At 53.4% G+C, this 19,668-nt stretch carries 19 protein-coding genes; 4 read left to right on the plus strand and 15 right to left on the minus strand.

The window, feature by feature from the left end:
• Position 1: 1 nt before the first annotated feature.
• The 4 genes from AAIG39_RS15665 to AAIG39_RS15680 form a co-directional block, all read right to left on the minus strand.
• A complete protein-coding gene (locus AAIG39_RS15665; protein ID WP_249569587.1) occupies positions 2 to 652 on the minus strand; it encodes a LysE family translocator in 651 nt (216 codons plus the stop codon).
• A 48-nt stretch (positions 653 to 700) separates the two neighbouring features.
• Positions 701 to 1,507, minus strand: coding sequence for an AraC family transcriptional regulator (locus AAIG39_RS15670; RefSeq protein ID WP_343194231.1), 807 nt, complete (start codon positions 1,505 to 1,507; stop codon positions 701 to 703).
• A gap of 150 nt (positions 1,508 to 1,657) precedes the next feature.
• Positions 1,658 to 1,957 carry a hypothetical protein gene (locus AAIG39_RS15675; RefSeq protein WP_343194232.1) on the minus strand — a complete coding sequence of 100 codons (300 nt, stop codon included), beginning with the start codon at positions 1,955 to 1,957 and terminating at the stop codon, positions 1,658 to 1,660.
• 37 nt (positions 1,958 to 1,994) lie between these two features.
• Positions 1,995 to 2,393: a hypothetical protein gene (locus tag AAIG39_RS15680; RefSeq protein ID WP_090086187.1), complete on the minus strand. Its 399-nt coding sequence runs from the start codon at positions 2,391 to 2,393 to the stop codon at positions 1,995 to 1,997.
• Between the two features lie 405 nt (positions 2,394 to 2,798).
• On the opposite strand from AAIG39_RS15680, the gene AAIG39_RS15685 reads away from it, so the two are divergent.
• On the plus strand, positions 2,799 to 3,263 hold the full coding sequence (locus AAIG39_RS15685) for a hypothetical protein (RefSeq protein WP_343194233.1): 465 nt from the start codon (positions 2,799 to 2,801) through the stop codon (positions 3,261 to 3,263).
• Between the two features lie 257 nt (positions 3,264 to 3,520).
• Here AAIG39_RS15685 and guaA read toward each other — a convergent pair whose 3' ends face one another.
• Complete coding sequence (gene guaA / locus AAIG39_RS15690; RefSeq protein WP_090086183.1) at positions 3,521 to 5,098, minus strand: glutamine-hydrolyzing GMP synthase; 1,578 nt, start codon at positions 5,096 to 5,098, stop codon at positions 3,521 to 3,523.
• 69 nt (positions 5,099 to 5,167) lie between these two features.
• On the minus strand, positions 5,168 to 6,634 hold the full coding sequence (gene guaB / locus AAIG39_RS15695) for an IMP dehydrogenase (protein WP_090086182.1): 1,467 nt from the start codon (positions 6,632 to 6,634) through the stop codon (positions 5,168 to 5,170).
• A gap of 159 nt (positions 6,635 to 6,793) precedes the next feature.
• On the opposite strand from guaB, the gene xseA reads away from it, so the two are divergent.
• Positions 6,794 to 8,176: an exodeoxyribonuclease VII large subunit gene (gene xseA, locus AAIG39_RS15700; protein WP_343194234.1), complete on the plus strand. Its 1,383-nt coding sequence runs from the start codon at positions 6,794 to 6,796 to the stop codon at positions 8,174 to 8,176.
• A gap of 1 nt (position 8,177) precedes the next feature.
• Here xseA and AAIG39_RS15705 read toward each other — a convergent pair whose 3' ends face one another.
• The gene (locus AAIG39_RS15705; RefSeq protein ID WP_343194235.1) at positions 8,178 to 9,311 is read right to left on the minus strand and encodes an MFS transporter; all 1,134 of its coding nucleotides are present in this window, start codon (positions 9,309 to 9,311) and stop codon (positions 8,178 to 8,180) included.
• A 127-nt stretch (positions 9,312 to 9,438) separates the two neighbouring features.
• On the opposite strand from AAIG39_RS15705, the gene AAIG39_RS15710 reads away from it, so the two are divergent.
• Complete coding sequence (locus tag AAIG39_RS15710) at positions 9,439 to 10,464, plus strand: M4 family metallopeptidase (RefSeq protein ID WP_090086178.1); 1,026 nt, start codon at positions 9,439 to 9,441, stop codon at positions 10,462 to 10,464.
• Positions 10,464 to 10,814, plus strand: a complete 351-nt coding sequence (locus AAIG39_RS15715) for a protealysin inhibitor emfourin (protein WP_090086176.1) — start codon at positions 10,464 to 10,466, stop codon at positions 10,812 to 10,814. The genes AAIG39_RS15710 and AAIG39_RS15715 overlap by 1 nt, the downstream gene beginning before the upstream one ends.
• Here AAIG39_RS15715 and AAIG39_RS15720 read toward each other — a convergent pair.
• From AAIG39_RS15720 to rlmN, 8 genes are all read right to left on the minus strand, one after another.
• Entirely contained in the window at positions 10,811 to 11,032 is a 222-nt protein-coding gene (locus AAIG39_RS15720; protein ID WP_249569594.1) for a zinc ribbon domain-containing protein, read from the minus strand. The two genes, AAIG39_RS15715 and AAIG39_RS15720, sit on opposite strands and share 4 nt — an antisense overlap.
• 54 nt (positions 11,033 to 11,086) lie before the next feature.
• Positions 11,087 to 12,568 carry a ribosome biogenesis GTPase Der gene (der, locus tag AAIG39_RS15725; RefSeq protein WP_090086172.1) on the minus strand — a complete coding sequence of 494 codons (1,482 nt, stop codon included), beginning with the start codon at positions 12,566 to 12,568 and terminating at the stop codon, positions 11,087 to 11,089.
• 123 nt (positions 12,569 to 12,691) lie between these two features.
• Positions 12,692 to 13,870 carry an outer membrane protein assembly factor BamB gene (bamB, locus tag AAIG39_RS15730; RefSeq protein ID WP_090086170.1) on the minus strand — a complete coding sequence of 393 codons (1,179 nt, stop codon included), beginning with the start codon at positions 13,868 to 13,870 and terminating at the stop codon, positions 12,692 to 12,694.
• A 10-nt stretch (positions 13,871 to 13,880) separates the two neighbouring features.
• The gene (locus tag AAIG39_RS15735; RefSeq protein ID WP_090086168.1) at positions 13,881 to 14,501 is read right to left on the minus strand and encodes a YfgM family protein; all 621 of its coding nucleotides are present in this window, start codon (positions 14,499 to 14,501) and stop codon (positions 13,881 to 13,883) included.
• Positions 14,502 to 14,537: 36 nt separating this feature from the next.
• Positions 14,538 to 15,812 carry a histidine--tRNA ligase gene (gene hisS, locus AAIG39_RS15740; protein WP_090086396.1) on the minus strand — a complete coding sequence of 425 codons (1,275 nt, stop codon included), beginning with the start codon at positions 15,810 to 15,812 and terminating at the stop codon, positions 14,538 to 14,540.
• A gap of 92 nt (positions 15,813 to 15,904) precedes the next feature.
• On the minus strand, positions 15,905 to 17,023 hold the full coding sequence (gene ispG, locus AAIG39_RS15745) for a flavodoxin-dependent (E)-4-hydroxy-3-methylbut-2-enyl-diphosphate synthase (protein ID WP_047369290.1): 1,119 nt from the start codon (positions 17,021 to 17,023) through the stop codon (positions 15,905 to 15,907).
• A 26-nt stretch (positions 17,024 to 17,049) separates the two neighbouring features.
• Positions 17,050 to 18,060 (minus strand): cytoskeleton protein RodZ, encoded by a 1,011-nt coding sequence (gene rodZ / locus AAIG39_RS15750; RefSeq protein ID WP_343194236.1) that lies wholly within the window; start codon positions 18,058 to 18,060, stop codon positions 17,050 to 17,052.
• A gap of 292 nt (positions 18,061 to 18,352) precedes the next feature.
• The gene (gene rlmN, locus AAIG39_RS15755; protein WP_090086164.1) at positions 18,353 to 19,519 is read right to left on the minus strand and encodes a dual-specificity RNA methyltransferase RlmN; all 1,167 of its coding nucleotides are present in this window, start codon (positions 19,517 to 19,519) and stop codon (positions 18,353 to 18,355) included.
• Positions 19,520 to 19,668 lie beyond the last annotated feature (149 nt).

Genomic DNA, 19,668 nt, shown 5'->3' on the forward strand with positions numbered 1-19,668 from the left:
GTCACATCACAGCATGACGCACCATCGTCAGGATCATCACCACGCCAAATCCGGCGAGAATGGCTCCGGCTACGCGCTCAATAATATGCACATATGATGTGATACGCATCTGCACAGCAGACAAACCAATCAATGCTGCGATGGCCAGATTCCATACAAGCACCGCCAGACTCATCCATGCGCCGGAAAAGATCTGCTGTGGAAACGTGACGTTTGCGCCAAGGATTGAGGTCATTAATGCCAGGTAAAAAAGCGCATTTTTGGGGTTAAGCAATGCAGAACCCAGCCCAAGCAGAAATTGCTTTCGCCATGACGGGCACGCCATCCGGGTAGCGTTGAGCGCCAGAACCTGCTTACGGCTACGCAACAGATGCCCGCCAATCCAGATTAAATACAGCGCACCGGCAACTTCAATCAGGCGAAACAGCAACCCATAATCCTGTAACAACCGCCAGCCACACATCGCCACCACAATATAGACCGCGTTTCCCAGGGCGATCCCCGGCCCAATCCAGGCGCTTCCCCGCAGGCGATAACGGATGGCATAACCGGCAAGCAAAAAGAAATCCGGGCCTGGGCTGACCAGGGCCACAAAGTGTGAAAGCGCGAGCAGTGGAAACGCAGCGGGAATAAATTCGGGTAACAGAGACATAGCGACCTCATCAGTAAAAGACGAGCTCACTTTATGGCGTTAGCGGACTTACTTATTGTCTGATATTGATCGCCCCTGCGCATACTGCCGGGGAGTGGAAGAGGTAAAACTGACGAACGTACGATGAAAATGACTTTGATCGGCAAAACCACTTTCATAGCCTACATCCGCAATTTCATTGCCCGCCCGCAGCTGTGCTTTGGCAAATTCCACGCGGGCATTATTGACCCAGGCAGCGGGCGTAAGTCCTGTTGCCAGTTTGAACTGGCGAATCAGCGTCTCTTTACGCAGCGTGTACCGCTGCGCCAGGCAATCCAGAGAGGGGGGTTGTTGAATATCGGCCAGTAACGTCGTTTGCATATGGTTGCAAAATTCAGCAGGTTTCTCCGCAGTCTGCAGGCCGGGCAGGCTGACAAGCAGTGCACGTACCGCCTCCTGTAATGCCTCAGTCCGGCTATCTTCCATCAGGGAGATAATGTGCATAAAAGCTGTGAAGAACGAGGGACTGCGTAATACCGTCTGTGTACAGTGAAGATGTTCTCCCGGCGCAAACCCCAATTGTTGCAGACACCACGCCTCATCAAGGTACAACATATGATAGCTACGCGAACGATTACCGGCCGGGTTGCAGCTGTGCGCTTCACGGGGAGCGATGAGCACCATCTCACCCTGATAAAGGTGATATTCACGGCCACTGCAACATGTGACGGTCTCACCATCGATAATCGCGCCAATGGAGAACTGAGGGTGCTGGTGCAGTTTGTAGGCCTGCGAACTATGTGCGGTAGAACGCCATTCAATCCACGGTACAAGCGGAGAGCGCCAGAAGCGTTGTTCAATATCCCGCGTTGTCATCTCTCCCTCCTCCTTACCTTATTCTTATCTTCGACACGGCAACTTTTCAGCAATGCGAGTAAGCCACTCAGTATAGGCCAGACTGGTTTGCGCAGGTACATGTTGCTGCCCGGCGCTGAACTCAAAAAGCCTGTCGGCATACTCAGCCCGTTATACCAGATCGGCAGTGTAAGGGCCGTCGTATCTTCCACAGCCAGAGTCGTCGTGCATAACCAGGCTTCGGGCAGCGCCACAACGGTCCCCCAGCCTCACGACATATCCCTCTTCCCTTTCACGCGCCTGCTTCATACTCATAGACCAGAGCAACCCGTTACCGGAATTTGGATCGGCTTCGATAATCTGCCAGAGCAATTCATCGGCACGGTCATCATCACCATGCTTAGCAAACACTTTTGCCAGATTGTCAGCAAAGTTCCCGCTCCAGGACACACAAAGCCAAAAGGTTGGCATAAAATGCCTGCCTCGTCTAATGCCTGGAATAGTGGGGTCAGGAGTCTGACGGTTGCAGGTTTAAGCGCCTGTGCAAAATATCGTGCACATATTTTTTAATCACAATGTGATTTTCGTGGCTCACCTGTTCGATGAAAGCTTCGAGACAATCGCGCGATGAATGGAGCGTATCTGCAACAAGAGTATCGAAATCGCTTTGGGTAAAACGAGCATTGCCGGGGAGGGTTGAACGCTGGAGCAGCGTATGTGCAATGACCTCCAGTACCGCACGTCGGTAGTCGTCAGAAAGCAGGACATCGAGATCGGCCCGGTGGATAACGAAGGTGAAACTAAAGCTGAGAAATCCGGAGTCGACAGGCAATGAATAGCTCAGCTGCTCGCCCAATTGCTCCACATGAGGTTCATATCCATCGCCCATTAAACATACAGACTGCATACAGCACGCCCCCGGTCTTCAAATATTTATTTTGGTATATAACGGCACGCTTTAAAATGTCCAGTCAACAGGCGCGTTAAATGATGCAGCGCATCTTCCCTTTTCACCCGATAACGTAACGTACGCCTGTAAAAAAATACCGGCATGGTGTCTTTGATTTCACCGCTTATAAGCAGATGCTTAAGCGCTCATTCCCACTCGATTATTTTATATCCGACATTTTCTTTGCGCATCAAAGCGATAAAAATAAGATGGAGAGGAATAACAGAGAGAATTTCCTTGTCGTTGAAACGGATAGCCTCCTGGCCTGAGCGGCGATTTACCATCGCGCCGAAGATTAAAGTTTGAGTGCCTTTACCTCCAGACAGACAATGCACCGTAACATTAATGACCGAAGGAGTTAACGTGTCCCAGTTTTTCAAGACTGCCATTGAAGTCGGCACACACGAGTCATATTACGCCCTTTGCGATGCTTATCCGTTTCGTTCCGAAGCTCCCCGGATCGAAACTTCTGCTAAAAACATTATGGCGGCAACGTCCGGACTCATTCCGCTGGAAAAATTGTCCGGCCCTGGCTCGGTTTATAAGCTACTGGCATTACCTGATGGTGTCGGTTTGAATTTTATTATTCAAGGGCGTCAGATCGTCGAGACACATTTTCGAATTGACGCTGATGGAATTACTCAAGAGGGATCTTTCGCCATTCTCTGCAAAGACTTATTGCAAGTCTCTGGCTGTGAAAGCCGAACACCGCCCTATCCACGCCCCGCATTTTACTCGCTGGACGAGCTTATAGCTATTTTCCGGGGCTTTGATTTGATCATGCGTAAACTCAATAGAGGCATTCGATCAAATTTAAGGGATCTTTGAATAACATTCACTTATTCACTCGGCCCATCTCTGTGAAGCTGGCCAAATTCAGTAAACCACCACCGCTAAAAAACTCTAAATCATTAGGGATTAATATTTATAAAACATACAGATATAAAATTTAAAATTCTGACCCATCAAGCTTGACGTTACCAGACATTGCCAAAAGTGGCTAAGCTAAAAACAAAAAAGCCCGCTATTACGCGGGCTTAGATATCATTTAGTGTTTGTTAATGCCTGACTTTCTTACAGGGGCATTATTCCCACTCGATCGTGGCTGGCGGCTTACCGCTGATGTCATATACCACGCGGGAAATACCGTTCACTTCGTTGATGATGCGGTTAGACACGCGGCCTAAGAAGTCATACGGCAGGTGCGCCCAGTGCGCGGTCATAAAGTCGATGGTTTCAACGGCACGCAGGGAGACAACCCAGTCATACTTACGTCCATCGCCCATTACACCGACGGAGCGTACTGGCAGGAAGACGGTAAATGCCTGGCTGACTTTGTTGTACAGGTCAGCTTTACGCAGCTCTTCGATGAAAATGGCATCTGCGCGACGCAGCAGGTCGCAGTACTCTTTCTTCACTTCGCCCAGAACGCGAACGCCAAGGCCTGGCCCCGGGAACGGATGGCGGTAAAGCATATCGTACGGCAGGCCCAGTTCCAGACCGATCTTACGCACTTCGTCTTTAAACAGCTCACGCAGCGGTTCAACGAGGCCCATCTTCATCTCTTTCGGCAGGCCGCCCACGTTGTGGTGAGACTTAATCACGTGTGCTTTACCTGTAGCGGATGCGGCAGATTCGATCACGTCCGGGTAGATGGTGCCCTGCGCCAGCCACTTCACGTCTTCCAGCTTCAGCGCTTCTTCGTCGAACACTTCCACAAACACGCGACCGATGATCTTACGTTTCGCTTCCGGATCGTTCTCCCCTTTCAGCGCGTCCAGGAAGCGCTGCTCGCCTTCCACGTGAACGATGTTCAGACCGAAGTGGTCGCCGAACATGTCCATAACCTGCTGAGCTTCGTTCAGACGCAGCAGGCCGTTGTCCACGAAGACGCAGGTCAGGTTTTTACCGATGGCGCGGTGCAGCAGCATTGCGGTCACAGAGGAGTCCACGCCGCCGGAGAGGCCGAGGATCACTTTGTCATCACCAACCTGCTGGCGGATACGCTCAACGGCGTCGTCGATGATTTTTGCCGGAGTCCACAGCGCTTCACACTGGCAGATGTCGCGCACGAAGCGCTCCAGCATGCGCATCCCCTGACGGGTATGGGTTACTTCCGGGTGGAACTGCACGCCGTAGAAGCGTTTTTCTTCGTTAGCCATGATGGCAAACGGGCAGCTTTCGGTGCTGGCAACGGTCACGAAGTCAGACGGGATAGCGGTGACTTTGTCGCCGTGGCTCATCCACACGTCCAGCAGCGGTTTGCCGTCTGCGGTCAGGGAGTCTTCGATACCGCGCACAAGGGCGCTGTCGTTAACCACTTCAACCTGCGCATAGCCAAACTCACGCTCGCTGGAGCCTTCTACGTGGCCGCCCAGTTGCATCGCCATGGTCTGCATGCCATAGCAGACGCCAAATACGGGCACGCCAGCTTCAAATACATACTGCGGCGCGCGCGGGCTGTTATCTTCAGTGGTGCTTTCCGGGCCGCCGGACAGGATGATGCCGCTTGGATTGAATTCGCGAATCTGTGCTTCCGTGACATCCCACGCCCACAGTTCACAGTAAACGCCCAGTTCACGTACGCGACGCGCCACCAGCTGAGTGTACTGCGAACCAAAGTCCAGGATGAGAATGCGATGTTTATGAATGTTTTCCGTCATTGACGCTAATTCCGAGGCAAGTGAAACAGATTAAATAAATTGCCCGACACGAGGTCGGGCGAAGAAAAATCAGGAGCCCATACGGTAGTTCGGGGATTCCTTGGTGATGGTCACATCGTGGACATGGCTTTCCTGAATGCCCGCACCGCTGATACGCACGAATTCCGCTTTGGTGCGCAGCAGGTCGATGGTACCACAGCCAGTCAGACCCATACAGGAACGCAGACCGCCCATTTGCTGGTGAATGATCTCTTTCAGGCGACCTTTATATGCCACGCGACCTTCGATACCTTCTGGCACCAGTTTGTCTGCGGCGTTATCGGTCTGGAAATAACGGTCAGAGGAACCTTTGGACATCGCGCCCAGAGACCCCATACCACGGTAAGATTTGTAGGAACGACCCTGGTAGAGTTCGATTTCGCCCGGTGATTCTTCGGTACCTGCCAGCATAGAGCCGACCATCACCGCTGCCGCGCCAGCAGCAATCGCCTTGGCAATATCACCAGAGAAGCGGATACCGCCGTCAGCGATAACCGGAATGCCGGTTCCTTCCAGCGCTTCAACCGCGTCAGAGACAGCCGTAATCTGCGGAACACCCACGCCGGTAACAATACGCGTGGTACAGATGGAGCCAGGGCCGATACCGACTTTTACAGCGCTGCAACCGGCTTCCGCCAGCGCACGTGCGCCTGCGCCCGTCGCGACATTGCCGCCAATGATTTGCAGATCCGGATATTTTGCACGGGTTTCACGAATACGCTGCAAAACACCTTCGGAATGGCCGTGAGAGGAGTCAATCAGCAGAACGTCAACGCCTGCCGCAACCAGCGCATCCACTCGCTCTTCGTTGCCTGCACCTGCGCCAACCGCAGCACCTACGCGCAGACGGCCCTGCTCATCTTTACAGGCGTTAGGTTTACGTTCCGCTTTCTGGAAGTCTTTCACGGTGATCATGCCGCGAAGACGGAATTTATCGTCGACAACCAGCGCTTTCTCAACGCGTTTTTCATGCATTTTCGCAAACACAACTTCACGCGCTTCACCTTCGCGAACAGTGACCAGACGCTCTTTCGGCGTCATGTATACGCTAACAGGCTGGTTCAGGTCGGTGACAAAGCGAACGTCACGACCAGTAATGATGCCCACCAGTGAATTATCTTCGGCAACCACCGGGTAACCGGCGAAACCGTTACGCTCAGTCAGTTCTTTCACTTCGCGCAGGGTAGTGGTTGGCAGAACGGTTTGCGGATCTTTAACCACGCCGGACTCATGTTTTTTAACACGGCGAACTTCTTCAGCCTGGCGTTCGATGGACATGTTTTTATGAATAAAGCCAATGCCGCCTTCCTGTGCCAGGGCAATTGCCAGGCGCGCTTCCGTAACGGTGTCCATTGCTGCGGAGAGCATCGGAATATTCAGACGAATGGTCTTAGTGAGCTGAGTACTCAAATCGGCAGTATTCGGCAGAACGGTTGAATGAGCGGGAACGAGGAGGACGTCGTCAAACGTCAGGGCTTCTTTAGCGATACGTAGCATGGGCAATATCTCTGACCTGGGTGGTTAAATATTGCCGTGGCATTATACAGAGCGTAACCGATTGCTTCCACATTTTTTTGCGAAAAATACTTGCACTCATCTCTGAGCAGGTTACTATCGACTGAATAACCTGCTGATTTGGAATTTGATCCAGCTCACATGTCATCTCTTCAAAGCCCCGCAATTTTTACCGTTAGTCGCCTGAATCAGACAGTACGTAGCCTGCTGGAACGTGAAATGGGCCAGGTCTGGATCACAGGTGAAATCTCCAATTTCTCGCAGCCTGCCTCTGGTCACTGGTATTTCACGCTTAAAGACGACACGGCGCAGGTTCGCGGTGCGATGTTCCGTAACAGCAACCGTCGCGTGACCTTCCGTCCGCAGCATGGTCAACAGGTGCTGGTTCGCGCCTCCGTCACGCTCTATGACCCGCGCGGCGATTACCAGATAATCGTTGAAAGCATGCAGCCCGCCGGTGAAGGGTTGCTGCAACAGAAATATGAACAACTGAAAGCGGCGCTCTCAGCGGAAGGGCTTTTCGATCAGCAGTTCAAGAAATCGCTTCCGCAACCGGCCCACTGTATTGGCGTCATCACCTCAAAAACCGGCGCTGCGCTGCATGACATCCTCCACGTTCTGAAACGACGTGATCCCTCTTTGCCGGTGGTCATTTACCCCACCGCCGTACAAGGTGACGATGCGCCGGGGCAAATTGTGCGCGCCATAGAACTGGCGAACGCGCGCCAGGAGTGTGATGTGCTGATCGTCGGGCGCGGCGGTGGTTCGCTGGAAGATTTATGGAGTTTTAACGACGAACGCGTTGCGCGCGCTATTTTTGCCAGCCGCATTCCGGTGGTCAGCGCCGTCGGCCACGAAACCGACGTGACTATTGCGGATTTTGTCGCGGATTTACGTGCCCCTACGCCTTCTGCCGCAGCGGAAATCGTCAGTCGCAACCAGACGGAGCTACTGCGCCAGATCCAGTCTTCTCAGCAACGTCTTGAGATGGCCATGGACTTTTTCATTGCTAACCGCACCCGGCGATTTACGCAACTTAACCACAGGCTGCAACAGCAGCATCCACAACTGCGCCTCGCCCGTCAGCAAACCGTACTGGAAAAACTTCGCCAGAGGATGCGTGTCGCCCTGGACAACCAGCTTAAACAGGCGACGCAGCGTCAACGCCGCGTCGTCCAGCGTCTGAATCAGCAAAACCCGCAACCGCGAATCTGGCGCGCGCAGACCCGAATTCAGCAACTTGAATACCGACTGGCGGAAAACCTCCGTGCGCAGTTGGGCGTGATGCGAGAGCGTTTTGGCAAGGCGGTGACTCACCTGGAGGCGGTCAGCCCGCTCTCCACGCTGGCCCGCGGTTATAGCGTCACCACTGCTGCCGATGGCAATGTGCTGAAACAGGCGAAGCAGGTGAAAACGGGCGATACACTTACTACCCGTCTCACAGATGGCTGGGTAGAAAGTGAAGTGAAAAGGGTCATGCCCGCGAAAAAAACGCGCGCGTCTAAACCACGCAGCGCAGGCTAATTCACAGCTTCGTCGGGGTCAGAAACATGGTGAAAAGAGCTAGCCCGGCAAAAATCAAAAGCGACCATGCCGCCCCCAGTAATGCATAGAGTTGTCCAAAAATTATTGCCCCCGCAACCTGCCCTACCGCCAGCATAAAGAAGACGATGCCCACCCCTGCGGCGGGGGCATTCGCTGTGGCGGCTGCGCCGCAGACCAGCAGTACGCCAGAAAGCGTGATATAACCTACGCCACAGAGGGCAGCCGCCGGAATCAGCCACCCGCTATAACCATGACTTACCGCCAGTAGCGCCAGCGGCGCAGCCATAAAAAGCAGCGACAGCCAGTAAACCAGGTTCCAGCCTGTCCGGGCGGCCAGCGCGCCGGTAAAGACACCAGCAATCCCCGCTCCACCGCTTACCAGCCACAGCATACTGGTCGTCTCTTTTGCAACATGCAGATGATTTTGCAGGATATCGGGTCCGAAGTTCCACCAGGCAGCGCTCGCGATTCCGCAGATAAACGCAATCAGCGCCAGCCGCCGCATTGCCCGTGCCTGTAAGAGCTGCCGCCAGGATTGTTCATTTTTCGCCCCCTGCGAACGGGATGCGGGTAAATAGCGCGTCACTGGTAGCAGGCAAAGCAGCGCAAATACCGCGAACGCAACGCAGGCTCCGCGCCACCCGAAGGGGATGAAAAGCAGTATCGGTACGGAAAGAATAATGCCGCCGCCAGTACCGGCATTTATAAAGGTGTTAGTGGTGGACTGTCGGCGTTCTGCCACCGCCAGGCTTACGGCCGCAGCCAGTGATGGCGACGCCAGTCCTGAACTTAACCCGGCGATAAACAGCCCCAGCGCAATGTGTACCACCCCCGCAGCGCACGCAAGGAGCAATAAGCCGAATGCAGCGCAGAATGCCGACACGATCGCGGTGATACGAGCGCCATAACGCCCGATGACCCATGCAGCCCCGATCGAAGAAAAACAGTAAGCAATATAGCTACAGGCGGCGATAACACCCGCCGCCCGTGAGCTCAGTTCAATATCCTGTCCTACCGACGGCAGCATCAGACCCCAGGCGAAACGCGCCATGCCATACGTCACGGCAATAAGCCAAAACCCGGTTATCGCAAGCGTTGAAATCGTTTTATCCACACCAGACCCTCATTTCTGACAGAGCAATTAATGATGGTCGAAACCGACAGTTTTGCCGCTAAGGGGGTAAAAAAGCCGAATGTCACATAAACTTGTAGTCAGCCTTGCCAACAATCAGGAGAGCAGTATGACAGCGACACGACTTCACAATGTTATCCCGCCCTACATCCTGCGCCGCATTATTGATAACGGCTCCGAAGTACAACAAAAGTGCGCCCGCCAGACTCTGACCCATGTCCAGACGCTCATGGCACATACGCCGGGCAAACCTGCTGCGCCGCATGTTGCGAAAGCTGGCATGTTGCAGCGGGACATTTATGATGCGAAACAGACTCAGGAGCTGCCCGGAACTCTGGTGCGCTTTGAAGGGCAGTCATCAAATGGCGATGTCGCCGTGGATGAAGCATGGCAATATCTGGGAGTGACGCATGATTTTTTCTGGAAAATTTATCAACGTGATTCACTGGATAATAAAGGTCTGACGCTAATCGGTACCGTTCACTATGGCCGCGAATACCAGAATGCTTTCTGGAATGGTCAACAGATGGTATTTGGCGATGGTGACGGCGAGATCTTTAACCGTTTCACTATCGCACCGGATATTGTGGCCCATGAACTTAGCCACGGGGTAACGGAAACAGAAGCCGGGCTGATTTATTTTGAACAGTCCGGGGCGCTAAATGAATCCTTGTCCGATGTGTTTGGCTCGCTGGTGAAACAGTATCTGCACAAACAGACCGCAGAAGAGGCGGACTGGATTATCGGCGAAGGTCTATTAGCCGCAGGTATCAATGGCAAGGGGTTGCGCTCAATGGCAGAGCCGGGCACCGCTTATGATGACCCGCTACTGGGCAAAGATCCCCAGCCTGCGCATATGAAGGATTTTATTAAAACCCGCGAGGATAACGGCGGCGTACATCTTAACTCTGGCATTCCTAATCGTGCGTTTTATCTGGCCGCCACCGCGCTTGGTGGTTATGCATGGGAAAAAGCCGGTTATGCATGGTATGACACGGTTTGTGATCGCTCACTCGCGCAAAATGCTGACTTTGCGGCTTTCGCCCGGCTGACCATCGCGCATGGTGAAAAACGTTCCGGAAAAGAGACGGCAGAAGCCATTAAACAGGCCTGGATTGAAACAGGGGTACTGTAATGAATATTCCGGAGCTCACTGAGGACGCGGTCATTGAGCTTGCCCGTGAAGGTGGGGTGGCGTTTATACCACAACTGAGCGGGCTGCGCAGAATTGCCCTTTCCACCCTCACACCACAGCAGCGTGAGCGGGTGATTGCTGTTTTACAGCAAGCGCTACAGCGCGGCTTTCCGCCAGGGCAGACGGACTCACCAGGGCGCGGTGACCAACGGTATTTTCGTATTCAGATAATCTGGACTCACCATAATCAGGCGCACTATACCGATATCATCTTGCTGGTGCCGGAACAGGAGGCGCCGCCCTCACTGGTGGATCTGTGGAAAAAAGGCGAAAGCGGCGTCTGTGATTAGGCGTCCTGCAGAACGAAGACAACCCGCTTTTTGGAGATCAGTCCGTGGCCCTGCTGGCAAAAATAATCCACCGCTCCGCAGGCTTTGAGCACTTCCAGCGGCTGCTGGCACTCCGGGCATAAGGCTCTAAGGGCATAATCCTTATTGCATCCATGGCAGTGACCATGCGTGCCAGTCAGTTCCAGCGGGTTGTGGCAGGTTGGGCATTTAAGATCCATAAATATCCTCCCATAAAGTCACCGGTGGTGATGACGCCACCGGTGACTTTAAACTTACTTGCTTTTCTTAATGTGTTTAATCAGGCGCTTACGTTTACGCATCTGGTTTGGCGTCAGCGTATTGCGTTTGTCCGCATAGGGGTTTTCCCCTTCCTTGAACTGAATACGGATAGGTGTGCCCATCACATCCAGCGATTTGCGGAAGTAGTTCATCAGATAACGCTTGTAGGAGTCCGGCAGGTCTTTTACCTGGTTACCATGAATCACCACGATTGGCGGGTTGTAACCACCGGCATGCGCATATTTCAGTTTCACACGACGACCGCGAACCAACGGCGGCTGGTGATCTTCGCACGCCATATTCATGATACGGGTCAGCATCGCGGTGCTCTGGCGACGGGTCGAACTGTCGTAGGCTTCACGCACGGATTCAAACAGGTTACCTACGCCGCTGCCATGCAGTGCGGAGATGAAGTGCACGCGGGCAAAATCGATAAAGCCCAGACGGAAATCCAGTGTCTCTTTGACCTGCTCTTTCACTTCCTGGCTGAGACCATCCCATTTGTTCACCACGATAACAAGTGAGCGACCACTGTTAAGGATGAAACCAAGCAGTGAGAGGTCCTGGTCGGAAATGCCTTCACGGGCGTCAATAACCAGCAGCACCACGTTGGCGTCTTCAATCGCCTGCAGCGTTTTGATTACCGAGAATTTTTCCACCGCATCGGTGATTTTGCCGCGTTTACGCACGCCCGCTGTGTCGATCAGAACGTATTCGCGCCCATCACGTTCCATCGGGATATAAATACTGTCACGCGTTGTACCTGGCATGTCATAAACAACAACACGCTCTTCCCCGAGGATGCGGTTAGTCAGTGTGGACTTACCGACGTTAGGACGCCCGACAATCGCCAGCTTGATAGGCAGATCCTGCGGGTTGAAGTCCTCTTCCGGCTCTTCTTCTTCGCCGTCTTCGCCCTTACCGTCATCGAACTGCGCCCAGTATGCAGCGTTCTCATCCAGTTCTTCTGGCGGGTCGATTTCGTCCATCCACGGCAGCAGAACGTGTTCCAGCAGGCTGACAACACCACGGCCATGAGAGGCGGCTATTGGGTGAATCTCACCCAGGCCAAGGGAGTAGAAATCAACAACCGCCTGATCCGGATCCAGACCGTCTGTTTTGTTGGCGACGAGGAATGTCGGTTTTTCACGCGAACGCAGGTGTTTGGCAATGGCTTCATCAGCCGGCATCAGCCCGGCACGCGCATCCACCATAAACAGCACCACATCGGCCTCTTCAATCGCCAGCAGCGACTGTTCCGCCATACGGGTTTCTACGCCATCTTCCGTACCATCAATACCGCCCGTGTCGATACAGATAAATTCGCGACCTTCGACTTCTGCACGACCGTACTTACGGTCACGGGTCAGCCCCGGAAAATCCGCTACCAGCGCATCACGGGTGCGTGTTAAACGGTTAAAAAGCGTGGATTTTCCAACGTTAGGGCGCCCGACCAGCGCGACCACAGGTATCATGTTTAAAGCCTCATTACTTAAAATTCAAAAATCAAAACGTCGCAACGCTGGCGACGTTTTAAAAACAGTAAAACGGCCCCTGCAACAGGAGCCGTCTTCTCACGAACGACCACCTTCGCGCGATTAACGCGTGATGGCGTACAGCGTACCGTCTTTAGCCTGGATCAGCAGTTTGCCATCCGCAGCGACTGGATCGGTCAGGAAACCGGAACCGTCCACTTTCTGCTGCGCGACAAAACGTCCATCTTCGACGTTAATCCAGTGCATATAACCTTCGCTGTCACCGGTCACGATGTAACCATTATACAACGCCGGAGCGGTAAGGTTACGGTGCAGAAGATCGCTTTGCGTCCACAGCGTCACACCACCGTCAGTGGTCAACGCCAGAACACGGTCATTCTGGTCAATCATATAGATGCGGTTACCGTCGACGATGAAATTGCTCACTGAACCCAGTTCACGTTTCCACATGATCTGACCGCTACGCAGATCCAGCGCCGTCAGGTTACCGTTGTAAGCCAGCGCGTAAACCACGCCGTTTACAATCACCGGCGTTGTGTCTACATCACTCAAACGGTCGATTTCAGTCGGACCGGTTGCCTGAGAAATTCGCTGCTGCCAAATCATCTGGCCCTGCTGCATCAGCACGGCGCTTACACGACCGTTGTCGCCACCCACAATGGCTGCGCCGTAGGCAGTAGCCGGTGCAGATTCGCCACGCAGGGACAAAGACGGCATATCGAGGTTAACCGTCCATTTCACCGCGCCGTCGCTCTCATTGAGCGCCTGCAACTGACCGTTACTGGTATGAATCAGCACGAGGCCGTCGCTGACAACAGGGCGGGATAATGCCTCTCCGGCAACGTTGGTTTTCCATGCCTGGGAACCGTCGTTCGTATTCAGCGCATAAACCTTCGCTTTTTCACTGCCTACGTAGACATGACCGCCAGCGACAGTCACACCACCGGACAACAGCGCCGGGCTGCTGGAGAACCAGCCAGATTTTTCTGCCAGGTTAACGGACCAGACTTCTTTACCGTCGCTCGCGCTAACCGCTTTAACCGTACCGCGACGGTCAGCAGCATAGACCACGCCACTGTCCAGCGCCGGATGTAAATTCGAATGAAAATCGCCAATACCGCTACCCACAGACGTACTCCACGCGGTAGACGGATTAAACTGGTTTGTAACCGTCGGCAGAGGGGACATTTTGACAACATCTTCTTCGCCGTTAAACAGGGAACAACCGCTCAGTAAGGTGACGGACAGCAGCCCAGGCAGAAGTAATTTACGCAATTGCATCGGGTCCCTCTTAGATGGACAAATTGTTGATTTTCATCTGCATCATTTCACTCAGCGCCGGGGAGGCGTTGTTTTTAACGCCATTCTCCCAGGCGGTGCGTGCACCTTGTTTGTCGCCTTTGCTGAGCAGCGCTTCGCCACGCAGGTCGGCAACAATGGCCGCCCAACCGTCGCCTTTCACGCTATCAAGCGTTTTCAGCGCGGCATCCTGCTGCTTAAGCTGCACCTGAATACGGGCGAGACGGATGTTGATCATGCCCTTTAGGTTTTCATCGCTGGTAGCGGCAAGCCCCTGCTGCAACTGCGCGGAAGCTTTTTCAAGCTCATTGCGTTCAACATACTGCTGTGCCAGTTCCAGTGACGCCAGCGCGCCATAGGCATTCTTATTCTCTGCCGCAAATTTTTCAGCCGCAGCCAGCGTTTCAGGTTTATCAGCACGAATCGCGGTAATTGCGTTTTCATAGCCTTGTGAAGCCGATCTTGCGGTTTCGATTTGGTGGTTATTCCAGTAGCGCCAGCCAACTAATGCACCAATACCTAAAATGACACCAACAGCCAGCGCTTTGCCGTTTTCAGCAAAAAAGCGTTTGAGCGCGTCTACCTGTTCGTTGTCGTTCTCGTAAATTTCCACGCAGTCCTTCTCCTTAACGATAATTCACCGGGGAGATTAGCCCAGTAGTGTGCGCAAATGCGCCGCAACGCTGTCCTGCGTTACCGTATTTTGCTCACCAGAGCGTAAATCCTTCACTACAACGTTACCGTCAGCGATTTCAGACTCACCCAGCACCAGTGCGAGCTTAGCGCCCCACTTATCGGCACGGGCAAACTGCTTTTTGAAATTACCGCCGCCGTGGTTCGTCATGAGCTTAACCTCAGGTAACGCATCGCGTACCTGTTCAGCCAGTTGCATTGCAGCGGACTGTACGTTTTCGCCTGACGCTACCAGGTATATATCGACAACGGATTCTGCTTTAAATTCCGGATTAACTGCCTGAACCAACAAAACAAGTCGTTCAAGACCCATCGCGAAGCCAACCGCCGGGGTCGCGCGACCACCAAGCTGCTCGACCAGACCATCGTAACGGCCACCCGCACAGACCGTTCCCTGAGAACCCAGGCTGGTGGTTACCCACTCGAAAACGGTGCGGTTGTAATAATCAAGACCGCGCACCAGACGCTGGTTTACCGTGTAGGCAATACCCGCAGCTTCCAGCAGTTTGCACAGACCCGCGAAGTGTTCGCGTGATTCTTCATCCAGATAATCGCCCAGAGCTGGCGCCGCATTCAGAAGCGCCTGGATGTCCGGGTTTTTGGAATCCAGTACGCGCAGCGGATTGCTGTACATACGGCGTTTGCAATCTTCGTCCAGTTGCTCTTTGTGCTGCTCAAGAAACGCCACCAGCGCATCGCGATAATTGGCACGTGCTTCCAGGGAGCCGATAGAGTTCAGTTCGAGGCTAACGTGATCGAAGATACCCAGCGCACGCCACCAGCGCGCAGTGAGCATAATCAATTCGGCATCGATATCCGGGCCCTGCAGACCAAAGACTTCGACACCCAACTGATGGAACTGGCGGTAGCGACCTTTTTGTGGGCGCTCATAGCGGAACATAGGACCAACATACCACAGGCGCTGTTCCTGATTGTACAGAAGACCATGCTCGATGCCGGCGCGTACACAGCCCGCTGTACCTTCTGGACGCAGCGTCAGGCTATCGCCGTTGCGATCGTCAAAGGTGTACATCTCTTTTTCAACCACGTCGGTGACTTCACCGATCGCGCGTTTGAATAACGGGGTCTGCTCTACAATCGGCAAACGGATTTCATTGTAACCGTAGCTGCCGAGCACGTTTTTTAGTGTGCCTTCAATGCGCTGCCAGATGGCGGTTTCGCCAGGCAGATAATCGTTCATGCCGCGAATGGCTTGAATATTCTTTGCCACGTTTATTCTCTTTTTGAATACAAAAAATGAACCCTCAGGGCTTGCGCCTTGCGGGTTCATCATACACGGGAAGCCAGCCGCTTCCCATCACGTTATTTTTCTACCTGTTGTACATCAATACGATTAGCTTCATCCAGCATGGATGCTTTCGCACGGATCCGGGCTTCGAGCTGGGTAATCATATCGTCATTATCCAGTCTGTCTCTGCGCACGCCATCTTCATAAAGGCCGCTTTTCTTGTTGCCGCCCGTCACGCCAAGCGTAGAAACCAAAGCTTCGCCAGGGCCGTTCACCACGCAACCGATGATCGAAACATCCATCGGGGTGATGATATCTTCCAGACGCTGCTCAAGAGCATTCACGGTACCTATCACGTCAAATTCCTGACGCGAGCAGGTAGGACAGGCGATAAAGTTGATGCCACGTGCACGAATGCGCAGTGATTTCAGAATATCGAAGCCAACTTTGATCTCTTCAACCGGATCCGCCGCCAGTGAGACACGAAGCGTATCGCCGATCCCCTCAGACAACAGCAACCCCAGACCGATCGCCGACTTGACCGCGCCACTGCGCGCCCCACCCGCCTCGGTGATACCGAGGTGCAACGGCTGATCAATCTGCTTCGCCAGCAGGCGGTAAGATTCCACCGCAAGGAACACATCGGAGGCTTTTACGCTGACTTTGAATTGATCAAAATTGAGTCTGTCGAGGTGATCGACATGGCGCATGGCGGACTCCAGCAGTGCCTGCGGGGTGGGCTCACCATATTTCTCCTGCAGATCCTTTTCCAGCGAACCTGCGTTGACGCCAATGCGAATAGGGATATTTTTGTCGCGCGCACAGTCAACAACCATGCGGATGCGTTCTTCATTACCGATATTGCCTGGGTTGATACGCAAACAGTCGACGCCGTATTCCGCAACTTTCAGCGCGATACGGTAGTCAAAGTGAATGTCCGCCACCAGCGGTACGCTCACCTGTTGCTTAATCAGTTTGAATGCTTCTGCCGCGTCCATGGTAGGTACGGAAACGCGAACAATGTCAGCGCCAACACGCTCAAGGGCTTTGATCTGCGCGACCGTCGCGTCCACGTCTGTGGTGCGGGTGTTTGTCATTGACTGCACAGCGATGGGGGCGCCATCGCCAATCGGCACATTACCAACGTAAATCCGTTTCGATTTCCGACGTTGAATCGGAGCCTGGTTATGCATGAAAAATCTCCCGCGTTGCCCGTCTGTTACTGTACTGCTGATTGTTCGGCATTGAGGGTCAGGCGTGCAACCTGGTTAGTTCTGATAAAGCGGCTCAGATCGACAGGTTTGCCCTGATATTGAATCTGTACCGCAGCAGGTGCACCGATCTTGAGCTTGTAAGGCGCCTGGCCGGTTAAATTCAGCGTCGCGTCTTTACGCTGGATCCCACTGAATAATTTTTTACCGCTTGCATCGCTCACTTCTAACCAACAGTCGGCATTGAAGTTCATGACCAGCGCATGTGCGGCGTCCGGGGAGGTGATACCCGCCTGGTCAGTCGGCAGTGGCGCGTTATTCGCGCTAGCCGATGGCTGCGTGGCAGGAGGCTGAGTAACGGGTGCCTGAGAAGGAGATACTACTGCATTTGAATGCGCGGTGGCCGCTGGCGCCTGCGTTGCGTTTCCAGGGGCCGCTGCTGCAGGGGCTGTTGGTTCAACTGGCGTGGTCGCAGCCGTATTCGGCGTTTCTGTCGGAGTGCTGACAGCATCGTTATTCAGCGGAACGCTCTGCCCTTCGCTGCTCCCACTGGCGTTCAGCTCTGCAGACGACTGATCGGCCATTGTGGTGATTTCTTGCTGCTGGGCTTTGTGATTTTGCCACCACCATGCGCCTGTCAGACCAACAACCACAAACAGCACCAGCCAGGTAAAGCTCATTAACCAGCCGTCACGTTTTTTACGACGTTTACCCAGAGAAAAGGTCTGCATCGGCGCGACTTTCGCCGCCCGAATCGGTGCCTGTTTCTCAATCATCGGCAGCAGTTCTTCTTCCGGGATATGCACCAAACGCGCATACGAGCGGATGTAACCACGCAGGAATGTTGAAGCCAATTCGGCAGGAGCCTTATCGTCTTCAATATCGCGCACCGTGGAAACTTTGAGACAGAGGCGCTCAGCTACCGCCTGCTGGCTAAGTCCGAGTTGTTCACGGGCATTGCGCAGACGAACGCCCGTGGTTTGTGCTTCGTTTTGGTCGTGAGTGGCTTCAGTATTCATTCGCTACAACTGCTGGTACGTGAAAATTTAAGATTCAGGCGCGTAGTAAGCATTGCCTGGGCGCGCCGCGAAATGTCAGGGTCAGTTAAATTTAGACCGACAGTATAAGACTGTCAGGCCGGTCATAACAGAACAGCTTTTCGTACTTTTGCTAAGCCGTTGTTCCATCGCTACATACTGCCTTAAAGTCGAGAGAAACGCACAGTAATTATTGTTTACACAGGTATACTCAGGCGATTAAATCAGCATATTTATGCGTCGCGACACAGAAGCCTGTCGCGACGCCAGAAGACTAAACCGATTTAATCGAAATCGGCTCACCCTGCATACGTTTACGCATTGTGCGTTTCGTACGGTCAATGACGTCGCCTGCCAGTTGACCACATGCCGCGTCAATGTCATCACCGCGTGTTTTACGCACGATGGTGGTGAAACCATAGCTCATCAGCACCTTACAGAAACGATCGATACGGCTGTTCGAACTACGGCCATAAGGCGCGCCCGGGAACGGGTTCCATGGAATCAGGTTGATCTTGCACGGCGTATCTTTCAGCAACTCTGCCAGCTCATGCGCATGCTCTGTGCCATCATTCACATGGTCGAGCATTACGTATTCAATGGTTACGCGACCCTGATTAGCATTGGACTTCGAAATGTAGCCGCGAACCGATTCGAGGAAAGTAGCGATATTGTACTTTTTGTTGATCGGCACAATTTCGTCGCGAATGGTATCGTTCGGTGCATGCAGGGAAATAGCCAGCGCAACATCAATCATGTCACCCAACTTGTCCAGCGCAGGAACCACGCCGGAAGTCGACAGGGTAACGCGACGTTTGGACAGGCCAAAACCAAAGTCATCCAGCATGATTTCCATTGCCGGCACAACGTTAGTCAGGTTCAGTAAGGGTTCGCCCATACCCATCATCACCACGTTAGTGATAGGACGTACGCCGGTCGTTTTTACCGCGCCAATAATTTTTGCCGCCCGCCAGACCTGACCAATAATTTCTGACACTTTCAGGTTACGGTTGAAGCCCTGTTGCGCCGTGGAGCAGAATTTACACTCCAGCGCACAGCCAACCTGTGAAGAAACGCACAGCGTGGCGCGATCATCTTCCGGAATGTACACCGTTTCAACGCGCTGATCGCCTACGGCAATCGCCCATTTAATCGTGCCATCAGAGGAGCGTTGCTCTTCCACAACTTCCGGAGCGCGGATGACCGCGACTTCTTTAAGCTTGTTACGCAGCACTTTATTGATGTCGGTCATCTCATCAAAATCGTCGCTGCAATAGTGGTACATCCACTTCATCACCTGATCGGCGCGGAAGGGTTTTTCGCCTAAGTTTTTGAAAAACTCGCGCATCTGCTGACGATTCAAATCCAGCAGGTTAATTTTTGCATCTTTGTTGGGAACCGTCAGTGCGACGTTCTCAGGCGTGACAATGTGTTCAGACATAGTTGTATTCCGGCCTCGTTATTACACGTTATGGCCCCTGGAGGGTTAAAAAAGAAGCGCCCCGGGAATGCGTTTTGCAATTCACGGGGCGCTGCATTGTACAAATTCTGCTGTGCAGATGCCACGACTGTGCGCGGCATTGACAAAAT

The sequence above is a fragment of the Phytobacter palmae genome, assembly GCF_039409775.1.
In the GTDB taxonomy this organism is placed as follows: Bacteria; Pseudomonadota; Gammaproteobacteria; order Enterobacterales; family Enterobacteriaceae; genus Phytobacter; species Phytobacter palmae.

Bases quoted from the DNA above. Each gene is read 5' to 3' on its own strand.
- AAIG39_RS15665 (WP_249569587.1), bottom strand. From the start codon at position 652: ATGTCTCTGTTACCCGAATTTATTCCCGCTGCGTTTCCACTGCTCGCG.
- AAIG39_RS15670 (WP_343194231.1), bottom strand. From the start codon at position 1,507: ATGACAACGCGGGATATTGAACAACGCTTCTGGCGCTCTCCGCTTGTA.
- AAIG39_RS15675 (WP_343194232.1), bottom strand. From the start codon at position 1,957: ATGCCAACCTTTTGGCTTTGTGTGTCCTGGAGCGGGAACTTTGCTGAC.
- AAIG39_RS15680 (WP_090086187.1), bottom strand. From the start codon at position 2,393: ATGCAGTCTGTATGTTTAATGGGCGATGGATATGAACCTCATGTGGAG.
- guaA (WP_090086183.1), bottom strand. From the start codon at position 5,098: ATGACGGAAAACATTCATAAACATCGCATTCTCATCCTGGACTTTGGT.
- guaB (WP_090086182.1), bottom strand. From the start codon at position 6,634: ATGCTACGTATCGCTAAAGAAGCCCTGACGTTTGACGACGTCCTCCTC.
- xseA (WP_343194234.1), top strand. From the start codon at position 6,794: ATGTCATCTCTTCAAAGCCCCGCAATTTTTACCGTTAGTCGCCTGAAT.
- AAIG39_RS15710 (WP_090086178.1), top strand. From the start codon at position 9,439: ATGACAGCGACACGACTTCACAATGTTATCCCGCCCTACATCCTGCGC.
- AAIG39_RS15715 (WP_090086176.1), top strand. From the start codon at position 10,464: ATGAATATTCCGGAGCTCACTGAGGACGCGGTCATTGAGCTTGCCCGT.
- AAIG39_RS15720 (WP_249569594.1), bottom strand. From the start codon at position 11,032: ATGGATCTTAAATGCCCAACCTGCCACAACCCGCTGGAACTGACTGGC.
- der (WP_090086172.1), bottom strand. From the start codon at position 12,568: ATGATACCTGTGGTCGCGCTGGTCGGGCGCCCTAACGTTGGAAAATCC.
- bamB (WP_090086170.1), bottom strand. From the start codon at position 13,870: ATGCAATTGCGTAAATTACTTCTGCCTGGGCTGCTGTCCGTCACCTTA.
- ispG (WP_047369290.1), bottom strand. From the start codon at position 17,023: ATGCATAACCAGGCTCCGATTCAACGTCGGAAATCGAAACGGATTTAC.
- rodZ (WP_343194236.1), bottom strand. From the start codon at position 18,060: ATGAATACTGAAGCCACTCACGACCAAAACGAAGCACAAACCACGGGC.
- rlmN (WP_090086164.1), bottom strand. From the start codon at position 19,519: ATGTCTGAACACATTGTCACGCCTGAGAACGTCGCACTGACGGTTCCC.